We start from the raw sequence: 18,067 nt of genomic DNA, 5'->3' as shown, positions 1-18,067 counted from the left end.
TTGCCGCTTGAAACGTATTGCTTAGTTCGTTGGAGCGCCTTTGGCGATCCAGGCACCAATCAGTTCACGTTCTTGCTGGGTCATCTGAGTGATGTTGCCCAACGGCATGATCTGAGTGGTAACCGCTTGTGCCTGAATGCGAGCGGCTTGTTGCTGGATCTGTTGCGGGGTGTCGAGCATGACCCCGGCAGGTGCAGCACTGAACAGTGGGCTGGTCGGCTTGGCCGAATGGCACACGGCGCAACGTTCCTGGATGACGCTGTGAATCTTGTCGAAACCGGCATCGTCGAGTTTGGCAACGGCGGCCGCTGGCGCTTCGGCAGGTGCGGCAGCCTGGGCAGGTTCGGCAGCTTTTTCAGCGGCTTTCTCTGCGGCAGTTTTGCCACCCAGCGCGGTTTCCGGCAGTGGTTGGTATTCAACTTTGGCGGCTGCTTGTTCAGGGGCAGTCGGCATCGGCGCAGGGCCAGTTACGTAAGCCAGGCAGATCATCGACAGCGCGCCGACGGGCAGGGTCCAGGCGTACTTGTTGCTGTCGTGACGGGTGTTGAAGTAGTGACGAACCAATACCGCCGCTACCGCGATGCCCGCCAGGATCAGCCAGTTGTACTGGCTACCGTAGGTGCTCGGGAAGTGGTTGCTGATCATGATGAACAGCACCGGCAGGGTGAAGTAGTTGTTGTGACGCGAACGCAGCAGGCCCTTGGCTGGCAGTACCGGATCAGGAGTCTGGTTGGCTTCGATGGCGGCTACCAGTTGACGCTGAGCCGGCATGATGATGCGAAATACGTTACCGACCATGATGGTGCCGATGATTGCACCAGTGTGCAGGTAGGCACCACGACCGCTGAATACCTGGCTGAAGCCGTAGCAAGCAGCAATAACCAGCACGAACAGCACCAGGCCGAGCAGGGCAGGGCGTTTGCCCAGTGGCGAGTCGCAGAGGAAGTCGTAGATGAACCAGCCAGCGATCAGCGAACCAACGCCGATGGCGATACCTTCACCACCGCTCAGGGTGCTGCCAGGGGCCAGCAGGTAGAGGGTCGGGTTCCAATAGAACACCAGGCACAGCAGGGCAATACCCGACATCCAGGTGAAATAGGCTTCCCATTTAAACCAGTGCAGGTTCTCCGGCATTTTTGGCGGAGCCAGCTTGTACTTCTCCAGGTGGTAGATCCCGCCACCGTGAATCGCCCAGAGATCGCCGGACAAACCATCGCGCGGATTGGCGCGGTTGAGGTTGTTTTCCAGCCAGACGAAGTAGAACGACGCGCCAATCCAGGCAACGCCAGTGATCATGTGAACCCAACGCACGCTCAGGTTCAGCCATTCCAACAGATGTGCTTCCACAGTCTTTACCTCTTACCCTGGCACGCTTGTATCCGCGTGCTCAGTCTTCTCTTATTGGTGGGGGGCGAGGATCAATTGCTCATCCTCATTGAAAAAATGCTCATCGCAGTTGTTGCCAGTACCACTGCGATCAACCACCAGGAAGTCATCCCGCTTTTCGATCGTCAGCACCGGGTGGTGCCAGACGCCGCGATGGTAATTAATGCCCTGCTTGCCATTGCTGACAAAAGCACGGACCAAGCCTGATACAGGTGCATCGCCAACGGGCGCGACCACGATCAGAAAGGGGTTGCCGAGCAGCGGAATAAACGCCTGGCTGCCCAGCGGATGGCGCTCCAGCATGCGAACGGTCAGCGGCATGTCCTGCGCGTCGGCGCGGAAGATGCTGATGATCGCGTTGTCCTCGGGCTGGGCGGTTTGTACCGTCGCCAGCTTGTGGAAGCGCATGGTCGAACCGTTGTTGATCATGAAGTGGTCGCTGCCGTCGGTTTCGATCACGTCACCGAAAGGGGCGAAGGCTTCTTTGGTCAAGGGCTCAATCACTAAAGTGCGCATGCGGATTCTCTTTATTCTGTGTTGTGGAGGGTAAGGCTGGCCTTGCCCTTAAAGTTGCAGCAGGCGGAACAGGGCAATCAGGTTGATCTGCGCCAGCGCTTCCTTGAACTCGGCCTCGACCGAGTTGTGGATGCGCTTCTCGAACGAGGCGAGGATCTGGTGCCGGTTGCTGCCTTTGACCGCCATGATGAACGGAAACTTGAACTTGGCCTTGTAGGCGTCGTTGAGTTCGGTGAAGCGTGCGAACTCTTCGGCGGTGCACTGGTGAATACCGGCGCCGGCTTGTTCGTTGGTGCTCGACTCAGTCAGTTCGCCCTGGATCGCGGCTTTGCCAGCGAGGTCCGGGTGAGCGTTGATCAGCGCCAGCTGAGCGGCGTGATCGGCGCTGAGCAGAATGTCGCTCATGCGCTGATGCAGGGCTTCGATCTGGTCGACTTCCTGCAATTGGCCCAGGTCGTAGGCTTTTTCGGCGACCCACGGCGAGTGCTCGTAGATGTCAGCGAAGGCTTCGACGAACGCGCTGCGCTCCAAGGACGAAGGCGTGAGGGTTTTGAAAGCGGTCATTAGGCGTTCTCGGCTTTGTAAGGGTGGGTGGCATGCCAGTGACGGGCGATGTCCACGCGCCGGGTGAACCAGACTTGATCGTGGCTCTTGGCGTATTCAATGAAGCGCTTGAGTGCGGCCAGGCGTGCTGGGCGACCGATCAGGCGGCAATGCAGGCCAATGGAAAGCATCTTCGGCGCTTCGGCACCTTCTTCGTAGAGTACATCGAAGGCGTCTTTGAGGTACTGGAAGAACTGCTCGCCGCAGTTGAAGCCCTGAACCTGGGTGAAGCGCATGTCGTTGGTGTCCAGGGTGTAAGGGATCACCAGGTGCGGCTTGCCGGTCGGGTTGTTCGGTTCCCAGTAGGGCAGGTCGTCGTCGTAGGTGTCGCTGTCGTAGAGAAAGCCACCTTCCTCCATCACCAGGCGACGGGTGTTCAAGCCGGTGCGGCCGGTGTACCAGCCCAGCGGACGTTCGCCGGTCAGTTCGGTGAGGATGCGGATCGCTTCGAGCATGTGCTCGCGTTCCTGGGCCTCATCCATGTTCTGGTAGTCGATCCAGCGGTAGCCGTGGCTGCAGATCTCGTGACCGGCTTCAACCATGGCGCGGATGACATCGGGGTGACGCTGGGCGGCCATGGCCACGGCGAAGATGGTGAGCGGTACGCCGGTATCCTTGAACAGCTTGAGCAGGCGCCAGACACCGGCGCGGCTGCCATATTCGTAGAGCGATTCCATGCTCATGTTGCGGGCGCCCGGCAGTGGCTGGGCAGCAACCATTTCCGAGAGAAAGGCTTCCGACTCTTTATCCCCGTGAAGAATGTTGCGTTCACCGCCTTCTTCGTAGTTGAGCACGAAAGACAAAGCGATGCGGGCATTCCCCGGCCAGCGCGGATGGGGTGGGGTATTGCCGTAACCGATCAGGTCGCGAGGATAATCAGCGCTCACTGCAGTCTTCCTTCTTATTCGTGTAAACGGATGGCGTGGAGCCCTTGTAGGGAATCGGCCACGTCGATGAGGTGATTGTATACAACTTTGTTTGCGGTTTGTAAGCCTGTTTTTTCGTATTTCTTTCTGTTTTCACCCCGAAATCCCTCTGCAAGAAACCTGCCTGACTGGTCAGCTAATGACGCGTTCGTCGGCCAGTAGCGTGGTTTTGCGACTGATGGTGTATTTACAGGGGGTGGCGGGTGTGCCAGGAAAGAATACCGAATTATTGTGTACAATTTTACAGAAAAATGTCTTAATAATCCGACAGCCGTATGCTGCCGTGTGTTGAGCCGGTTTCGTACGGGATTTTTTGCCCACAGATAGAACAGAGGCGAGCAAGCAATGGGACGTTTGACCACGCATGTACTGGATGCCGCTCACGGCTGCCCTGGCAGCTCGATCAAGGTTGAGCTGTATCGGGTTGAAGGCCAGCAATTGGAGCTGGTGAACACCGCACTGACTAACAGCGATGGCCGTTGCGATGCGCCTTTGTTGCAGGGAGATGATTACCGCAGCGGTGTTTATCAGCTGCAGTTCAATGCTGGCGACTATTACCGCGCCCGTGGCGTGAAGTTGCCTGAGCATGCGTTCCTGGATGTCGTGGTACTGCGTTTCGGCATCAGCGCCGAGCAAGATCACTATCACGTGCCGCTGTTGATCTCGCCGTACAGCTACTCGACCTATCGTGGAAGCTAGTTGGTCGCTAGAAGAATCTTCGTAGGTCCTTGCCCGCTCACACTGGCGGGCTTTTTTTTGGGCGATTGTTTTGTACGGGCTTAAACAACCGGCCGGTAGGAGCGGGCTTGCCCGCGATAGCGATGCATCAGGCTAACCGCTATCGCGGGGCAAGCCCGCTCCTACTGATCGTGAGGAACACCTTCTGGTTCGATTGAGCAGGGCCTGTCTGCGTATGCTCCCGTCTGGATGCATTTATTCAATCAGGCAGTGAGGCGATTCAAATGGATTTGGAGTCGGTAGGTTCATTCCAGGCAAGCTTGCGTTCCTTGGCCCCGGGCTGCACCGGGTTAGTGGTATGCACGCAAAAATTGGTGGAATTTGATTCGGGCGGTTGGCTCGTCGTTGACAAGCACAATAGCGGTGGAGACGTGGTGCGGCTGAATTTTCAATTCATCGAGCGCAAGGGAAATCGTCTGCACTACAACATTGGCTGTAATGCACCGAAGGCTTATCAAGGCGCAAAATTGGGCGTCAGTACCAACGGATTTCTTGGCCTGTATCAGCTGGCGTCTGTAACCGATTTCTGGAAAATCGAGGTGCTGGGGGAGGGGGCAAACGGGCCGCTGATCTACCTGCGCGATCATCTGGGATCAAGAGTTGGCTACAAGGACCGTCGGGAGAATGTCTCTAACACTTCAATGAAGTTGGTAGAGCGCAGCTTTTTGTCGGTGAACGGCAGTGTGGTGCAGTTCTGCCTTGAAGACATCGTCGCGCTGTAAGCCCGGGCGAAGGCCTGCGATTGCTGAAAACGACAGGGCCCCACCTGACGATGGGGCCCTTTGTGATTGCGCGGTGAGTGTTACAGGAACACAAACTTGGCAATGAAGATCGCCGTCAGCACCCACAGGCTGGCCGAGATTTCGCTGAAACGACCGGTACCGGCCTTGAGTACCACGTAAGTGATAAAGCCCAGGGCAATACCGTCAGCGACCGAGAAGGTCAGCGGCATCATGATTGCGGTAACGATCGCCGGAATGCTGTCGGTGGCTTCGTCCCAATGGATGTGGGCCATGCTACCCATCATCAGCATGGCGACATAAATCAGCGCACCAGCGGTAGCGTAAGCCGGGATCATGCCAGCCAGCGGGGCGAAGAACATCGCAGCGACGAAGAACAGGCCGACCACCACCGCCGTCAGGCCAGTACGCCCGCCTGCGGCTACACCGGCAGCACTTTCCACATAGCTGGTCACGGGCGGTACACCGACCACTGCACCGAACACGCTCGACGCACTGTCGGCTTTCAGCGCGCGGGAGAGGTTTTCGATACGCCCGTCGGCATTCACCAGGTTGGCCCGCTGAGCGACGCCCATCAGCGTACCGGCGGTGTCGAACATGTGCACGAAGAGGAAGGCGAACACCACGGCGATCATGCTGACGTTGAACACGCCTGCCACGTCCATGGCCATCCAGGTGGGTGCCAGGCTAGGTGGCAGCGAGAACAGGCCGCCGTATTCAACCAGGCCCAAACCCCAGCCAGCGAGGGTCACGCTGATGATGCTGATCAGGATCGCACCGAACACACGGTGGTAGCTGAGCACTGCGATCATCAAAAAGCAGATGGCCGCCAGCAGCGGGCCAGGCTCGTGCAGGGAGCCGAGCTTGATCAGGGTGGCCGGGCTGTCGACGACAATCCCGGCAGTTTTAAGACCGATCAGTCCGAGGAACAATCCGACGCCGGCACCCATTGCATGACGCAAACTGACAGGGATGCTGTTAAGCAGCCACTCGCGCACCCGCGAAAGCGTCAGCAGCATGAACAGCACCCCGGAAACGAACACCGCGCCCAGCGCGGCTTCCCAGGTGTAGCCCATGGTCCCGACCACGGTGTAGGTAAAGAAGGCGTTGAGCCCCATGCCCGGTGCCAGGCCGACCGGCCAGTTGGCGTACAGGCCCATCAACAGACAGCCCAGGGCGGCGGCGATACAGGTGGCGACAAACGCTGCGCCGTGATCGATACCGGCATCGGCCATGATGTTGGGGTTAACGAAGATGATGTACGCCATGGTGATGAAGGTGGTCAACCCGGCGATCAATTCGGTCTTGACGGTGGTGCCATGTAGCTTGAGTTTGAAAATCCGCTCCAGCCAGCTCGTTTCGAGCGGTGGGGCAAGATCCAGCGTAGGGGCTTCGGATTTGCGGCTTTCCACAGCGAGTACTCCTCAAGTCTTTTCTTGTTGTTCAGAGCCTGTCCTGCGCACGCACTGGGTGGCTCTGTGAGGCGGATGGGATGGCAGGCGTCCAGACCGTTAGTTGACTTCTGGGTCAGGAAGTTGCACGACGGATTATGCGTTTGTATACAAAGAATGCAAATAATGTTTTCGTTGCTGTGCGCAAATAATTTCGCCGCGTCGCTATAAAGGCCATCATCCCCTGCAGAAATCGCTGCGGCTGTGTACAATGTGTCCATACCTTAATCGTTTAATTTTCTTATCAAGACTTGCCTTCGCCCTACTGGCTGGTATTACAGTCAGGGTCCGATAGGCCGATCCCCGTGCTCGAGTGCCCATGAACGAACAGCTGCAACCTCTCAAGAAACCAGTGCGTACCGGCAAGGCCGGGCGCAGCGGAACCCAGGACGACATCGTCTACGCGCACATTTTCGAGGCCATTCTTGAACAGCGTCTGGCGCCGGGTACCAAGTTGAGCGAGGAGGCCCTGGGCGAGATCTTTGGCGTCAGCCGAACCATTATTCGTCGCGCGTTGTCGCGCCTGGCCCATGAAAGCGTGGTGCTGCTACGCCCCAATCGTGGTGCGGTAGTGGCCAGCCCTACCGTCGAAGAAGCTCGCCAGGTGTTCTTCTCCCGGCGCCTGGTCGAGCGTGCAATCACCGAGCTTGCGGTCGAGCACGCCACGGCTGAGCAGCTCAACGAGTTGCGCCAGATGGTGCGTGAGGAGCGCGACAGTTTTTCCCGCGGGGATCGGGGTGCCGGTATTCGCCTGTCTGGCGAGTTCCACTTGAAGTTGGCTGAAGCTGCAGGCAATGCGCCGTTGATCAGCTTCCAGCGCAGTCTGGTCTCGCAGACCTCGTTGATCATTGCCCAATACGAAAGCGGCAACCGCTCGCATTGCTCCTACGATGAGCACATGCAACTGATCGATGCGATCGAAGCCCGTGATGCCCATCAGGCGGTGAGCCTGATGATGCACCACATGGATCACATCGACAGCAAACTCAACCTCGACGAAGACAGCGCCTCTGATGATTTGCATGCGGTGTTCTCGCACCTGCTGCAGACCAAGAAGCGCGGTAGTTCGGTACCGGTCAAAGGCTGACACAATCGCGGGGCAAGCCCGCTCCCACAGCCTGTGGGAGCGGGCTTGCCCCGCGATGCTTTTAACGCTGGTGAACGCAGCGGCCGGCGGCAAAGGTCTGCTTGACGGTACGATCATCGCCCAGGGTCATCAGCACGAACAGCGTCTCATCAATGCTGTTGGACTGCTGAATGCGGTAATCCATCAGCGGCGTCGCCTTGTAGTCGAGCACCACGAAGTCAGCATCGTTGCCTGGCTTGAGGCTGCCGATGCGGTCGTCCAGACACAGCGCTTCGGCGCCGCCGAGGGTCGCCAGGTACAGCGACTTGAACGGGCTCAGGCGCGCGCCTTGCAGCTGCATGACTTTGTAAGCTTCGTTAAGGGTATTGAGCAGCGAGAAGCTGGTGCCTGCACCCACGTCGGTACCCAGGCCAACTTTGACCTTGAACCGCTCGGCCTGCGGCAGGTTGAACAAGCCACTGCCGAGGAACAGGTTGGACGTCGGGCAGAAGGCCACCGCCGAACCTGTTTCAGCCAGACGCTGGCATTCGTCGTCGCACAGGTGCACGCCGTGGGCGAACACCGAGCGCTCGCCAAGCAGCTTGAAGTGGTCGTAAACATCCAGGTAACCCTTGCGCTCCGGGAACAGTTCCTTGACCCAGTCGATCTCCTTGAGGTTTTCGCTCAGGTGGGTGTGCATGTACAGGTCAGGGAACTCGCTGAGCAGTTGCCCGGCCAGGGCCAGTTGTTCCGGTGTGCTGGTCGGGGCGAAACGCGGCGTCACCGCATAGTGCAGGCGCCCCTTGCCGTGCCAGCGCTCGATCAGCGCCTTGCTGTCTACATAGCTTGATTCGGCGGTGTCGGTCAGATAGTCCGGGGCGTTGCGGTCCATCATCACTTTGCCGGCAATCATCCGCAGGTCCAGGCGTTCGGCTTCTTCGAAGAAGGCATTGACCGACGCCGGGTGCACACTGCCGAACACCAGCGCCGTGGTGGTGCCGTTGCGCAGCAGTTCTTCGATGAAGATCTTTGCCACCTTGTCAGCATGTGCCTTGTCGGCAAATTGCTTTTCGCACGGGAAGGTGTAGGTGTTGAGCCAGTCGAGCAGTTGCTCGCCGTACGAACCGACCATGCCGGTTTGCGGGAAGTGGATATGGGTGTCGATGAAGCCCGGGGTGATCAATGCGTCCTGATAGTGCTGTACTTCGATGTCTGCCGGCAGGGTCGGCAGCAGTTCGCTGGCATGGCCCAGGGCGCTGATCTTGCCGTTGTCGATCAGCAACAGGCCGTCTTCGAAATACTGATAGGAAGCTTCGATGCCCACTTCGGCGGGGTCGGCGACACTGTGCAAGATGGCAGCACGATAGGCTTTGCGGGTTGCGCTCATAGGGCTCTCGTCATTGGGCTTGGCTGCGCCGCGAGGGCGGCAGCAATTGGGCAATGGGGCCGGCATTGGCAGCATTGTCGTGCTGGCCGAAGCTGGCGTTGTAGGTGGCAATGATTTCGGCGGCAATGGACACGGCGATTTCAATCGGCAGCTTGCCTTTGACTTCGGCCAGGCCCATCGGGCAGCGCATGCGTTGCAAGCGCTCGTCGCTGTAGCCGCGTTCACGCAGGCGGTGTTCGAATTTGACGCGCTTGGTTTTCGAGCCAATCAGGCCGAACCAGGTGAAGTCATTGCGTTTGAGGATCGCGGCGGTCAGTTCCAGATCGAGCTGGTGGTTGTGGGTCATGACGATGCAATAACTGCCTGCGGGCAGGTCGTCGACTTCATCGACCGGCTCTTCGCTGACAATCTTGCTGACCCCGGCCGGTATCTGCTCGGGAAACTCCTGCTCGCGCGAATCAATCCAGCGCACCCGGCAGGGTAGCGCTGCGAGCAAGGGTACCAGAGCACGGCCAACATGGCCCGCGCCGAACACGGCGATTTGCGCCTGCACCTGGCCCATCGGCTCGAACAGCAGCACAGTGGCACCGCCGCAGCACTGGCCAAGGCTGGCGCCCAGGCTGAAGCGCTCCAGGTGGGGTGACTCGCGGCGTTCGGCAAGCATCTCGCGGGCGATTTTCATTGCTTTGTATTCAAGGTGCCCGCCACCAATGGTGTCGAACAACTGCTCGGCGCTGACCACCATCTTCGAGCCGGCATTGCGTGGCGTCGAGCCGCGCTCCTCGATGATGGTTACCAGTACACAGGCTTCACCGCGGGCTTGCAGGTCGGCGAGGGCGTTGATCCAGGTGTGCATAGTTCACTTGCCTCTTTGATCGCGGGGCAAGCCCGCTCCTACAGGGTCTCTGTGGGAGCGGGCTTGCCCCGCGATGGACACTTCAAGGTGTCACTGTCTCAACTTCGGCAGCCAGCTGTTGCGCCGCCACCGCCTTGCGCATCTGCTCGCACCCCCACAGCACCCGCTCAGGCGTTGCCGGTGCATCGATCTTCGGATGCAGGCGGTAATCGGCGAGGCTGGCGACCGCGTCCTTGATTGCACACCAGGCAGCGATGCCCAGCATGAACGGAGGTTCACCCACGGCTTTGGAGTGAAACACGGTGTCTTCCGGGTTCTTGCGGTTCTCCACCAGCTTCACGCGAAAATCGATTGGCATGTCGGCCACCGCCGGGATCTTGTAGCTGGCCGGGCCGTTGGTCATCAGTTTGCCCTTGGCGTTCCACACCAGCTCCTCGGTGGTCAGCCAACCCATGCCTTGTACGTAGCCGCCTTCGACCTGGCCGATGTCGATGGCCGGGTTCAGTGAGGCACCGACGTCATGCAGGATGTCGGTACGCAGCATCTTGTATTCGCCGGTCAGGGTGTCGACGATCACCTCGGTGCAAGCCGCACCGAAGGCAAAATAATAGAACGGGCGACCACGGGCCTGGCTGCGGTCGTAGTAGATCTTCGGGGTCTTGTAGAAGCCGGTGCTCGACAGCGAAACCTGGGCAAAGTAGGCCTGTTGGATGAGCATGTCGAAGCTGATGATTTCGTCACGGATTCGCACATGGTTATTGCGGAACTCGACGTCTTCTTCGGTCACTTTGTACTGCCGTGCAGCGAACTCCACCAGGCGTTTCTTGATGGTCTCTGCAGCGTTCTGTGCCGCCTTGCCGTTCAGGTCGGCACCGGAAGAAGCGGCCGTCGGCGAGGTGTTGGGCACTTTCTCGGTGTTGGTCGCGGTGATCTGCACGCGCTGGAAATCCACCTGGAAGACTTCGGCCACCACCTGCGCCACCTTGGTGTTCAGGCCCTGGCCCATCTCTGTGCCGCCATGGTTCAGGTGAATGCTGCCGTCGGTGTAGACGTGTACCAGTGCACCGGCCTGGTTGAGGAAGCTGGCGGTGAAGGAGATACCGAACTTCACCGGGGTCAGCGCCAGGCCTTTCTTGAGAATCGGGCTGTGGGCGTTGAAACGGCGGATCGACTCGCGACGTTCGTGGTAGTCGGCGCTGGCTTCCAGCTCGGCGGTCATTTCTTCGAGCATGTTGTGCTCGACGGTTTGGTAGTAATGGGTGACGTTGCGCTCGGTCTTGCCGTAGTAGTTGGCCTTGCGCACCGCCAGCGGGTCGAGTACCAGGTGGCGAGCGATGTGGTCCATCACCTCTTCAATGGCGACCATGCCCTGCGGGCCGCCGAAGCCGCGGTAGGCGGTGTTCGATGCGGTGTTGGTTTTGCAGCGATGGCCGTTGACCGTGGCGTCGCCCAGGTAATAGGCGTTGTCTGAGTGGAACATCGCACGGTCGACGATCGACGCCGACAGGTCCGGTGAGTAGCCGCAGTTGCCGGCCAGTTCCAGGTTGATACCGTGCAGGCGGCCGCTGTCGTCGAAGCCGACGTCATACTCGACGTAGAACGGATGACGTTTGCCGGTCATCAGCATGTCTTCAACGCGTGGCAGGCGCATCTTGGTCGGCTGGCCGGTCAGGCGGGCAATCACCGCGCACAGGCAGGCCGGGCTTGCGGCCTGGGTTTCCTTGCCACCAAAACCACCGCCCATGCGGCGCATGTCGACCTGTACCTTGTTCATCGGTACGTCGAGCACCTCTGCCACCAGCTTCTGCACCTCAGTCGGGTTCTGGGTTGAGCAGTACACGATCATTCCGCCATCTTCGGTAGGCATCACCGAGGAGATTTGGGTCTCCAGGTAAAAGTGCTCCTGACCACCGATGTGCAGGGTGCCTTGCAAGCGATGCGGCGCGCTCGCCAGGGCCGTGGCCGAGTCGCCGCGTTTATGGGTGTGACTTTCCAGTACGAAATGGCGTTTGCGCAGGGCTTCGACCACATCCAGCACCGGCTCCAGGTCTTCGTATTCAATGATCGCGGCCATCGCCGCGCGGCGGGCGGTGTCGAGGTCGCGGGCGGCCACGGCAAGCACCGCCTGGCCAACGTACTCGACCTTGTCGATCGCCAGCAGCGGGTCGCCGGGCATGATCGGGCCGATGTCCTTCAGGCCTGGAATGTCTTCATGGGTGATGGCAATGCGCACACCTTCGAAGGCGTAGCAGGGGCTGGTGTCGATCTTCAGCACCCGCGCATGAGCGCGATCGGACATGCGCGCATACACGTGCAGCTGGTTGGGGAATTCCAGGCGGTCGTCGATGTACTGCGCTTCGCCGCTGACCTGCTTGTCGGCGCTGTCGTGCTTGAGGCTGCGACCCACACCGGTGGTCAAGTCCTGGCTGAACAGCTCGGCCATTTCTGCCTGGCTTTTGGCGACGTGATGATTAGACATAAGCGGTCACCCGAGTCTCGATGTGCGGCGTTTGCAGTTCGATGAAGTATTTGCGCAGCAGGTTTTGTGCGCTGAGCAGGCGGTATTCCTTGCTGGCGCGGAAGTCCGACAGCGGGGTGAAATCTTCCGCCAGAGCCTGACAGGCACGTTCGATGCTGGCCTGGTTCCAGGCTTTGCCCACCAGCGCGGTTTCACAGGCGCGGGCACGTTTCGGAATGGCTGCCATGCCCCCGAAGGCGATGCGCGCGGCCTGCACTACACCGTTCTCGATCTGGAGGTTGAAGGCGGCGCAAACGGCAGAAATGTCGTCGTCCAGACGTTTGGACACTTTATAGGCGCGGAACGTCCAGGCATTGCGCGCCCGCGGCACAATGATTTTCTCGATGAACTCACTTTCCTGGCGGGCAGTGATCCGGTAATCGATGAAATAGTCTTCCAGGGCCAGGGTACGGCTGCTTTCGCCCTTGCGCAGAACAATCTGCGCATCCAGAGCAATCAGCAGGGGCGGGGAGTCGCCGATGGGCGAGGCGTTGCCAATGTTGCCGCCCAAGGTGCCCTGATTGCGGATTTGCAGCGAAGCGAAGCGGTGCAGCAGCTCGCCGAAGTCCGGGTATTCGCGGCTCAGGGCGTCGTAGCAGTCGGTCAATGGGGTAGCAGCGCCGATTTCCAGGTGCTCATCGAAGCTGTCGATACGCTTGAGTTCGGCCACGTTGCCGACGTAGATCATCACCGGCAGGGTTTTGTGGAACTGGGTCACTTCCAGTGCCAGATCGGTGCCACCTGCCAGCAGGCGTGCTTCGGGGTGTGAGCCATACAGATCAGCCAGATCGGCCACGGTCAGCGGTACCAGGCAACGTTTGTCGCCGCTGTTAAGCTCGCCGGTTTCGCTGGGCGCAATGGCTTTAAGGCGGGTGATCGTCTGTTCCTGGCTGTTATCGAACTGGTCGGGTTGGGCGTTGCAGCACGATTGTTCAGCAGCGGCGAGAATCGGCCGGTAGCCAGTGCAGCGGCAGAGGTTGCCAGCCAGTGCTTCCTGAGCTTTGTGCAGATCGGGTGCATCGCTGTTCTTTTGCAGGGCAAACAGCGACATGACAAAGCCTGGGGTACAGAACCCGCATTGCGAGCCGTGACAGTCGGCCATGGCTTGCTGCACGCTGTGCAATTGGCCTTGGTGCTTGAGCCCTTCGACGCTAATCAACTGCTTACCGTGCAATGACGATACAAAGGTCAGGCACGAGTTCAGGCTGCGGTAGCGAATGTGTTCGCGGCCGTTGTCGTCTTCGGCCAGTTCGCCGACCACTACGGTGCAGGCACCGCAATCGCCGCTGGCGCAGCCTTCCTTGGTACCGGACTTGCCCAAGTGCTCGCGCAGGTATTGCAGCACTGTCAGGTTGGGATCCAGGGCATGCTCACTGCGCAGCTCCTGGTTGAGTAGAAACTGGATCACGGAAGGCCTCACACGCGGTTTATTGTTGTTGAGCGGACTGTAAGCAGACTTGATTTTCAGGTCAACAAATTTCTGACCTTTGGGTCAGGAAAATTCACGCAACATAACCCACCTGCTTCAGGCGCTTCTCTATAGAGCATAGTTGGCGCTGGGCCTGGCGAATCTTTTGCGTCATTCGTGCCAACTTCCGCACCTAGGCCCCTGCGCGGCGCAAGGGCAAGTGCGCTACAATTGCGCCCTCTGTACAGATCAATGATTTTGAAGGAAAACCATGACGTTCAAGGCGCCGGACAGCCTCTCCGAGCAAATTGCCCACTACCTGGCCGAACGGATTATCCGCGGCGAGCTCAAGCCTGCTGAGCGCATCCAGGAACAGAAGGTTACCCAGGCCTTGAACGTCAGTCGTGGCTCGGTGCGTGAAGCATTGCTGATCCTTGAACGCCGACACCTGATCACCATCCTGCCGCGCCGTGGCGCCCACGTGACCGAACTCGACGCCCACGGGGTGCGCAGCCTGTGCACCTTGATGGGCGAGCTGTACATCCTGCTCGGCAATGCGGTTGCCCAGCACTGGCGCGTCGAGTCTGACCTGCTGCCTTTTCTGGCCATCCAGCAACGCTTGAATGCCGCCCTGGCGCGCCAGGACATCAAAGCCTTTGTCGAAGAAAGCTTTGCCGTGATGCGCGCCGCGTATCCGTTCGCCAACAATCCTTACCTGCAGGAAACCGTTGAAAACCTGCAGCCGGCCATGAGCCGTGCCTATTACCTGGCACTGGACCAGCGCAAAGCCGAGATGAGCGACTTCCTGGCCTTGTTTGCCAACCTGCTTGAGGCAGTGGTGGCGCGCGATATGGTCCGCATCCGCACGGTGTTGACCGAATACTGCCAGCGCAGCTGTGAGCTGGTGCTGGCGGCGCTGGCGACTGCCTGAGCATGCGCCTCAAGTGCATTCGTCTGGCCGGGTTCAAGTCGTTCGTCGACCCGACCACGGTCAACTTCCCCAGCAACATGGCGGCGGTGGTGGGGCCCAACGGTTGCGGCAAGTCCAACATCATCGATGCGGTGCGCTGGGTAATGGGCGAAAGCTCGGCGAAAAACCTGCGTGGCGAGTCGATGACCGACGTCATCTTCAACGGCTCGACCAGCCGCAAACCTGTGAGCCAGGCCAGCATCGAGCTGGTGTTCGACAACTCCGACAGCACCCTGGTCGGTGAGTATGCTGCCTACGCGGAAATCTCTATCCGCCGCAAAGTGACCCGCGACGCACAGAACACTTACTACCTTAACGGCACCAAATGCCGGCGTCGGGACATTACCGACATTTTCCTCGGTACCGGCCTGGGCCCGCGCAGTTATTCGATCATCGAGCAGGGAATGATCTCCAAGCTGATCGAAGCCAAGCCGGAAGACCTGCGCAACTTCATCGAAGAGGCGGCAGGGATCTCCAAGTACAAGGAGCGCCGGCGCGAGACCGAGAACCGCATTCGCCGCACCCACGAAAACCTCGAGCGTCTGACCGACCTGCGCGAAGAGTTGGAGCGCCAGTTGGAGCGCTTGCATCGCCAGGCCCAGGCGGCGGAGAAGTACAAGGAATATAAAGCCGAGGAGCGTCAGCTCAAGGCGCAACTGGCAGCCTTGCGGTGGCAGGCCCTGGATCAGCAGGTTACGCAACGCGAACTGGTGATCGGTGACCAGGAAGTGGCCTTCGAGGCCCTGGTAGCCGAGCAGCGCAATGCCGATGCCAGTATCGAACGGTTGCGTGATGGCCATCACGAGCTGTCTGAGCGCTTCGGGCAGGTGCAGGGGCGCTTCTATTCGGTTGGCGGCGATATCGCTCGGGTCGAGCAAAGCATTCAGCATGGCCAGCAACGCCTGCGCCAACTTCAGGATGACTTCAAAGAAGCCGAACGTGCGCGCCTGGAAACCGAGTCGCACCTGGGGCACGACCGCACCTTGCTGGCCACCTTGGGTGAAGAGCTGGAAATGCTCGAACCTGAGCAGGAAATGACACTGGCCGCCGCCGAGGAGTCCGCCGCCACCCTGGAAGACGCCGAAAGCACCATGCACGGCTGGCAAGAGCAGTGGGATACGTTCAACACCCGCTCAGCCGAGCCGCGCCGTCAGGCCGAAGTGCAACAAGCGCGTATCCAGCAGTTGGAGCAGGCCCTGGAGCGCCTCGCCGAGCGCCAGCGCAAGCTGACAGAAGAGCGCGACCAGCTCAGCGCCGACCCTGAAGACCTGGCGATTCTGGCTTTGGCCGAGCAAGTGGCCAGCAGCGAACTGGTGCTCGAAGACCTGCAGATGCAGGAGCAACAGGCGGTTGAACAGTTGGAGGCGTTGCGCGAGCAGTTGCAACAGACCACTCAGGCGCAGCAACAAACCCAGGGCGAACTGCAGCGCCTGGGTGGGCGCTTGGCGTCGCTTGAAGCCTTGCAGCAAGCCGCGCTCGATCCGGGCGATGGTGCCGCGCAATGGTTGCGCGAGCAGGGGCTGGAGCAGCGCCCGCGCCTGGCTGAAGGCCTGCGGGTCGAGCCGGGATGGGAGTTGGCGGTCGAAACCGTGTTGGGCGCCGACCTGCAGGCGGTGTTGGTGGATGACTTCAACGGCCTGGACCTGGCGACGTTCAACCAGGGCGATCTGCGTTTGCTGGATGCAAGTGCCGAAAGCGTGCGCGTAGCGGGCAGCTTGCTCGACAAAGTCGAAGGACGTGTCGACCTGGCCCCCTGGTTGGGCCAAGTGTTGCCGGTGGACAGCCTGGAGCAAGCGTTGGCTCAGCGCAGCCGCTTGAGTGATGGCCAGAGCCTGGTCAGCCGTGATGGCTATTGGGTGGGGCGGCACTTTCTGCGGGTCAATCGGGCCAGTGATGCCCAGGGCGGAGTGCTGGCCCGTGGCCAGGAGCTGGAGCGCCTGGGTCTTGAATGTCAGGAACAAGAGGCTGCCCTCGACCTGTTGGACGCCCAACTGCTAGAGCAGCGCGAACAGCAGCAGGTGCTGGAGCAGCAGCGCGAGGCGCTGCGTCGCCGGGCTCAGGACGAAACACGCCAGCAGAGCGAAGCCAACGCACGCTTGTCCGCCGGTAAAGCGCGAGCCGAGCAACTGAACCTGCGGCGTCGGCGTCTGGAAGAAGAACTGGCCGAACTGCTGGAGCAGCGCAGCCTGGAAAGCGAACACCTCGGCGAATCGCGTTTGTTGCTGCAAGAAGCCCTTGATGTGATGGCTCAGGACACCGAGCAGCGCGAAGTGCTGCTGGCCCAGCGCGATAGCTTGCGTGAGCGCCTGGACCGGGTGCGTCAGGAAGCGCGTCAGCACAAAGATCATGGCCATCAGTTGGCGGTGCGTCTGGGTTCGCTGCGAGCCCAGCACGATTCCACCCGTCAGGCCCTGGAGCGCCTGGAGCTGCAATCCGAGCGCCTGACTGAAAAACGTGAACAGCTCACCCTGAATCTGGAGGAGGGCGAAGCGCCACTGGAAGAGCTGCGCCTCAAGCTTGAAGAGTTGCTGGAAAAGCGCATGAGCGTCGACGACGAGATGCGCCAGGCACGCCTGCATATGGATGAAGCAGACCGCGAGTTGCGCGATGCAGAAAAACGCCGTACGCAAGCCGAACAGCAAGCGCAACTGCTGCGCGGCCAGCTGGAGCAGCACCGCCTGGAGTGGCAGGGGCTGAGCGTGCGGCGCAAAACCCTGCAAGAACAGTTGTTGGCCGATGGTTATGACCTGCAAGGCGTGCTCGCCACGTTGAACGAAGCGGCCAGCGAGCAGGAGGCCGAGCAGGAGCTGGAGCGCATCGACGCCCGGATCCAGCGCCTGGGTGCCATCAACCTGGCAGCCATCGACGAGTATCAGCAGCAGTCTGAGCGCAAGCGCTATCTGGATGCGCAGGATGCCGACCTGGTCGAAGCCCTGGACACCCTGGAAAACGTTATTCGCAAAATCGACAAAGAGACCCGCAACCGTTTCAAAGATACCTTTGATCAGATAAATGCCGGATTACAGGCACTTTTCCCAAAAGTTTTCGGTGGCGGCAGTGCTTACCTGGAACTGACGGGCGAAGATTTACTCGATACAGGGGTAACGATTATGGCGAGGCCGCCGGGCAAGAAGAACAGCACCATCCATTTGCTCTCGGGTGGAGAGAAGGCGCTGACTGCACTGGCCCTGGTATTTGCCATTTTCAAATTGAACCCGGCACCGTTCTGCATGCTCGATGAAGTCGATGCGCCACTGGACGATGCCAACGTCGGACGCTACGCCCGGCTGGTCAAGGAGATGAGTGAAACCGTGCAGTTCATCTATATCACCCACAACAAGATCGCGATGGAGATGGCTGATCAGCTAATGGGGGTTACCATGCATGAACCGGGGTGTTCGCGTCTTGTTGCCGTGGATGTGGAGGAGGCAATGGCCATGGTCGACGCTTGAATGGAGGCGAATAAGCGTGAACCTGCGGTAAATGCCCCTGTCAGTTGCGA

The 18,067-nt window shown here is 59.8% G+C and carries 14 protein-coding genes; 5 read left to right on the top strand and 9 right to left on the bottom strand.

Annotated elements, in window-relative coordinates:
• Positions 1–21: 21 nt before the first annotated feature.
• Genes E1573_RS25090 through puuE form a run of 4 tightly spaced genes read right to left on the bottom strand, consistent with a single transcriptional unit; the run spans position 22 to position 3,392 of the window.
• Entirely contained in the window at positions 22–1,347 is a 1,326-nt protein-coding gene (locus E1573_RS25090; RefSeq protein ID WP_133217237.1) for a urate hydroxylase PuuD, read from the bottom strand.
• A gap of 51 nt (positions 1,348–1,398) precedes the next feature.
• Positions 1,399–1,902, bottom strand: coding sequence for an ureidoglycolate lyase (locus E1573_RS25085; RefSeq protein ID WP_128324414.1), 504 nt, complete (start codon positions 1,900–1,902; stop codon positions 1,399–1,401).
• Between the two features lie 48 nt (positions 1,903–1,950).
• Positions 1,951–2,466, bottom strand: coding sequence for a 2-oxo-4-hydroxy-4-carboxy-5-ureidoimidazoline decarboxylase (uraD, locus tag E1573_RS25080; protein ID WP_133217236.1), 516 nt, complete (start codon positions 2,464–2,466; stop codon positions 1,951–1,953).
• Positions 2,466–3,392 (bottom strand): allantoinase PuuE, encoded by a 927-nt coding sequence (puuE, locus tag E1573_RS25075; RefSeq protein WP_133217235.1) that lies wholly within the window; start codon positions 3,390–3,392, stop codon positions 2,466–2,468. Before puuE ends, uraD begins: the two co-directional genes overlap by 1 nt.
• Positions 3,393–3,776: 384 nt before the next feature.
• Here puuE and uraH point away from each other — a divergent pair, with 384 nt between their 5' ends.
• Both uraH and E1573_RS25065 read left to right on the top strand, forming a co-directional pair.
• Entirely contained in the window at positions 3,777–4,130 is a 354-nt protein-coding gene (gene uraH / locus E1573_RS25070; protein WP_133217234.1) for a hydroxyisourate hydrolase, read from the top strand.
• A 263-nt stretch (positions 4,131–4,393) separates the two neighbouring features.
• The gene (locus E1573_RS25065; RefSeq protein WP_133217233.1) at positions 4,394–4,891 is read left to right on the top strand and encodes a hypothetical protein; all 498 of its coding nucleotides are present in this window, start codon (positions 4,394–4,396) and stop codon (positions 4,889–4,891) included.
• A gap of 80 nt (positions 4,892–4,971) precedes the next feature.
• Here the strand turns inward: E1573_RS25065 and E1573_RS25060 are convergent, their stop codons facing one another.
• Positions 4,972–6,321 carry an NCS2 family permease gene (locus tag E1573_RS25060; protein ID WP_133217232.1) on the bottom strand — a complete coding sequence of 450 codons (1,350 nt, stop codon included), beginning with the start codon at positions 6,319–6,321 and terminating at the stop codon, positions 4,972–4,974.
• A 358-nt stretch (positions 6,322–6,679) separates the two neighbouring features.
• Between E1573_RS25060 and E1573_RS25055 the strand changes: the two genes are divergently transcribed.
• Positions 6,680–7,447 carry a GntR family transcriptional regulator gene (locus tag E1573_RS25055; RefSeq protein WP_133217231.1) on the top strand — a complete coding sequence of 256 codons (768 nt, stop codon included), beginning with the start codon at positions 6,680–6,682 and terminating at the stop codon, positions 7,445–7,447.
• A 61-nt stretch (positions 7,448–7,508) separates the two neighbouring features.
• On the opposite strand, the gene guaD is transcribed toward E1573_RS25055, so the two are convergent.
• The 4 genes from guaD to xdhA form a co-directional block, all read right to left on the bottom strand.
• A complete protein-coding gene (gene guaD / locus E1573_RS25050; protein WP_133217230.1) occupies positions 7,509–8,813 on the bottom strand; it encodes a guanine deaminase in 1,305 nt (434 codons plus the stop codon).
• Positions 8,814–8,823: 10 nt separating this feature from the next.
• On the bottom strand, positions 8,824–9,669 hold the full coding sequence (gene xdhC / locus E1573_RS25045; RefSeq protein ID WP_133217229.1) for a xanthine dehydrogenase accessory protein XdhC: 846 nt from the start codon (positions 9,667–9,669) through the stop codon (positions 8,824–8,826).
• A gap of 82 nt (positions 9,670–9,751) precedes the next feature.
• Positions 9,752–12,148: a xanthine dehydrogenase molybdopterin binding subunit gene (gene xdhB, locus E1573_RS25040; protein ID WP_133217228.1), complete on the bottom strand. Its 2,397-nt coding sequence runs from the start codon at positions 12,146–12,148 to the stop codon at positions 9,752–9,754.
• Positions 12,141–13,595 carry a xanthine dehydrogenase small subunit gene (gene xdhA, locus E1573_RS25035; protein WP_133217227.1) on the bottom strand — a complete coding sequence of 485 codons (1,455 nt, stop codon included), beginning with the start codon at positions 13,593–13,595 and terminating at the stop codon, positions 12,141–12,143. Before xdhA ends, xdhB begins: the two co-directional genes overlap by 8 nt.
• Before the next feature lie 271 nt (positions 13,596–13,866).
• Here xdhA and E1573_RS25030 point away from each other — a divergent pair, with 271 nt between their 5' ends.
• Together E1573_RS25030 and smc are read left to right on the top strand one after the other, a co-directional pair.
• The gene (locus tag E1573_RS25030; protein ID WP_133217226.1) at positions 13,867–14,526 is read left to right on the top strand and encodes a GntR family transcriptional regulator; all 660 of its coding nucleotides are present in this window, start codon (positions 13,867–13,869) and stop codon (positions 14,524–14,526) included.
• Between the two features lie 2 nt (positions 14,527–14,528).
• Entirely contained in the window at positions 14,529–18,017 is a 3,489-nt protein-coding gene (gene smc / locus E1573_RS25025) for a chromosome segregation protein SMC (protein ID WP_133217225.1), read from the top strand.
• Positions 18,018–18,067: the final 50 nt, after the last annotated feature.

It is taken from the genome of Pseudomonas sp. H9 (assembly GCF_004353925.1).
Classification (GTDB): domain Bacteria; phylum Pseudomonadota; class Gammaproteobacteria; order Pseudomonadales; family Pseudomonadaceae; genus Aquipseudomonas.
This window is presented reverse-complemented; position numbering and strand designations above follow the sequence as displayed.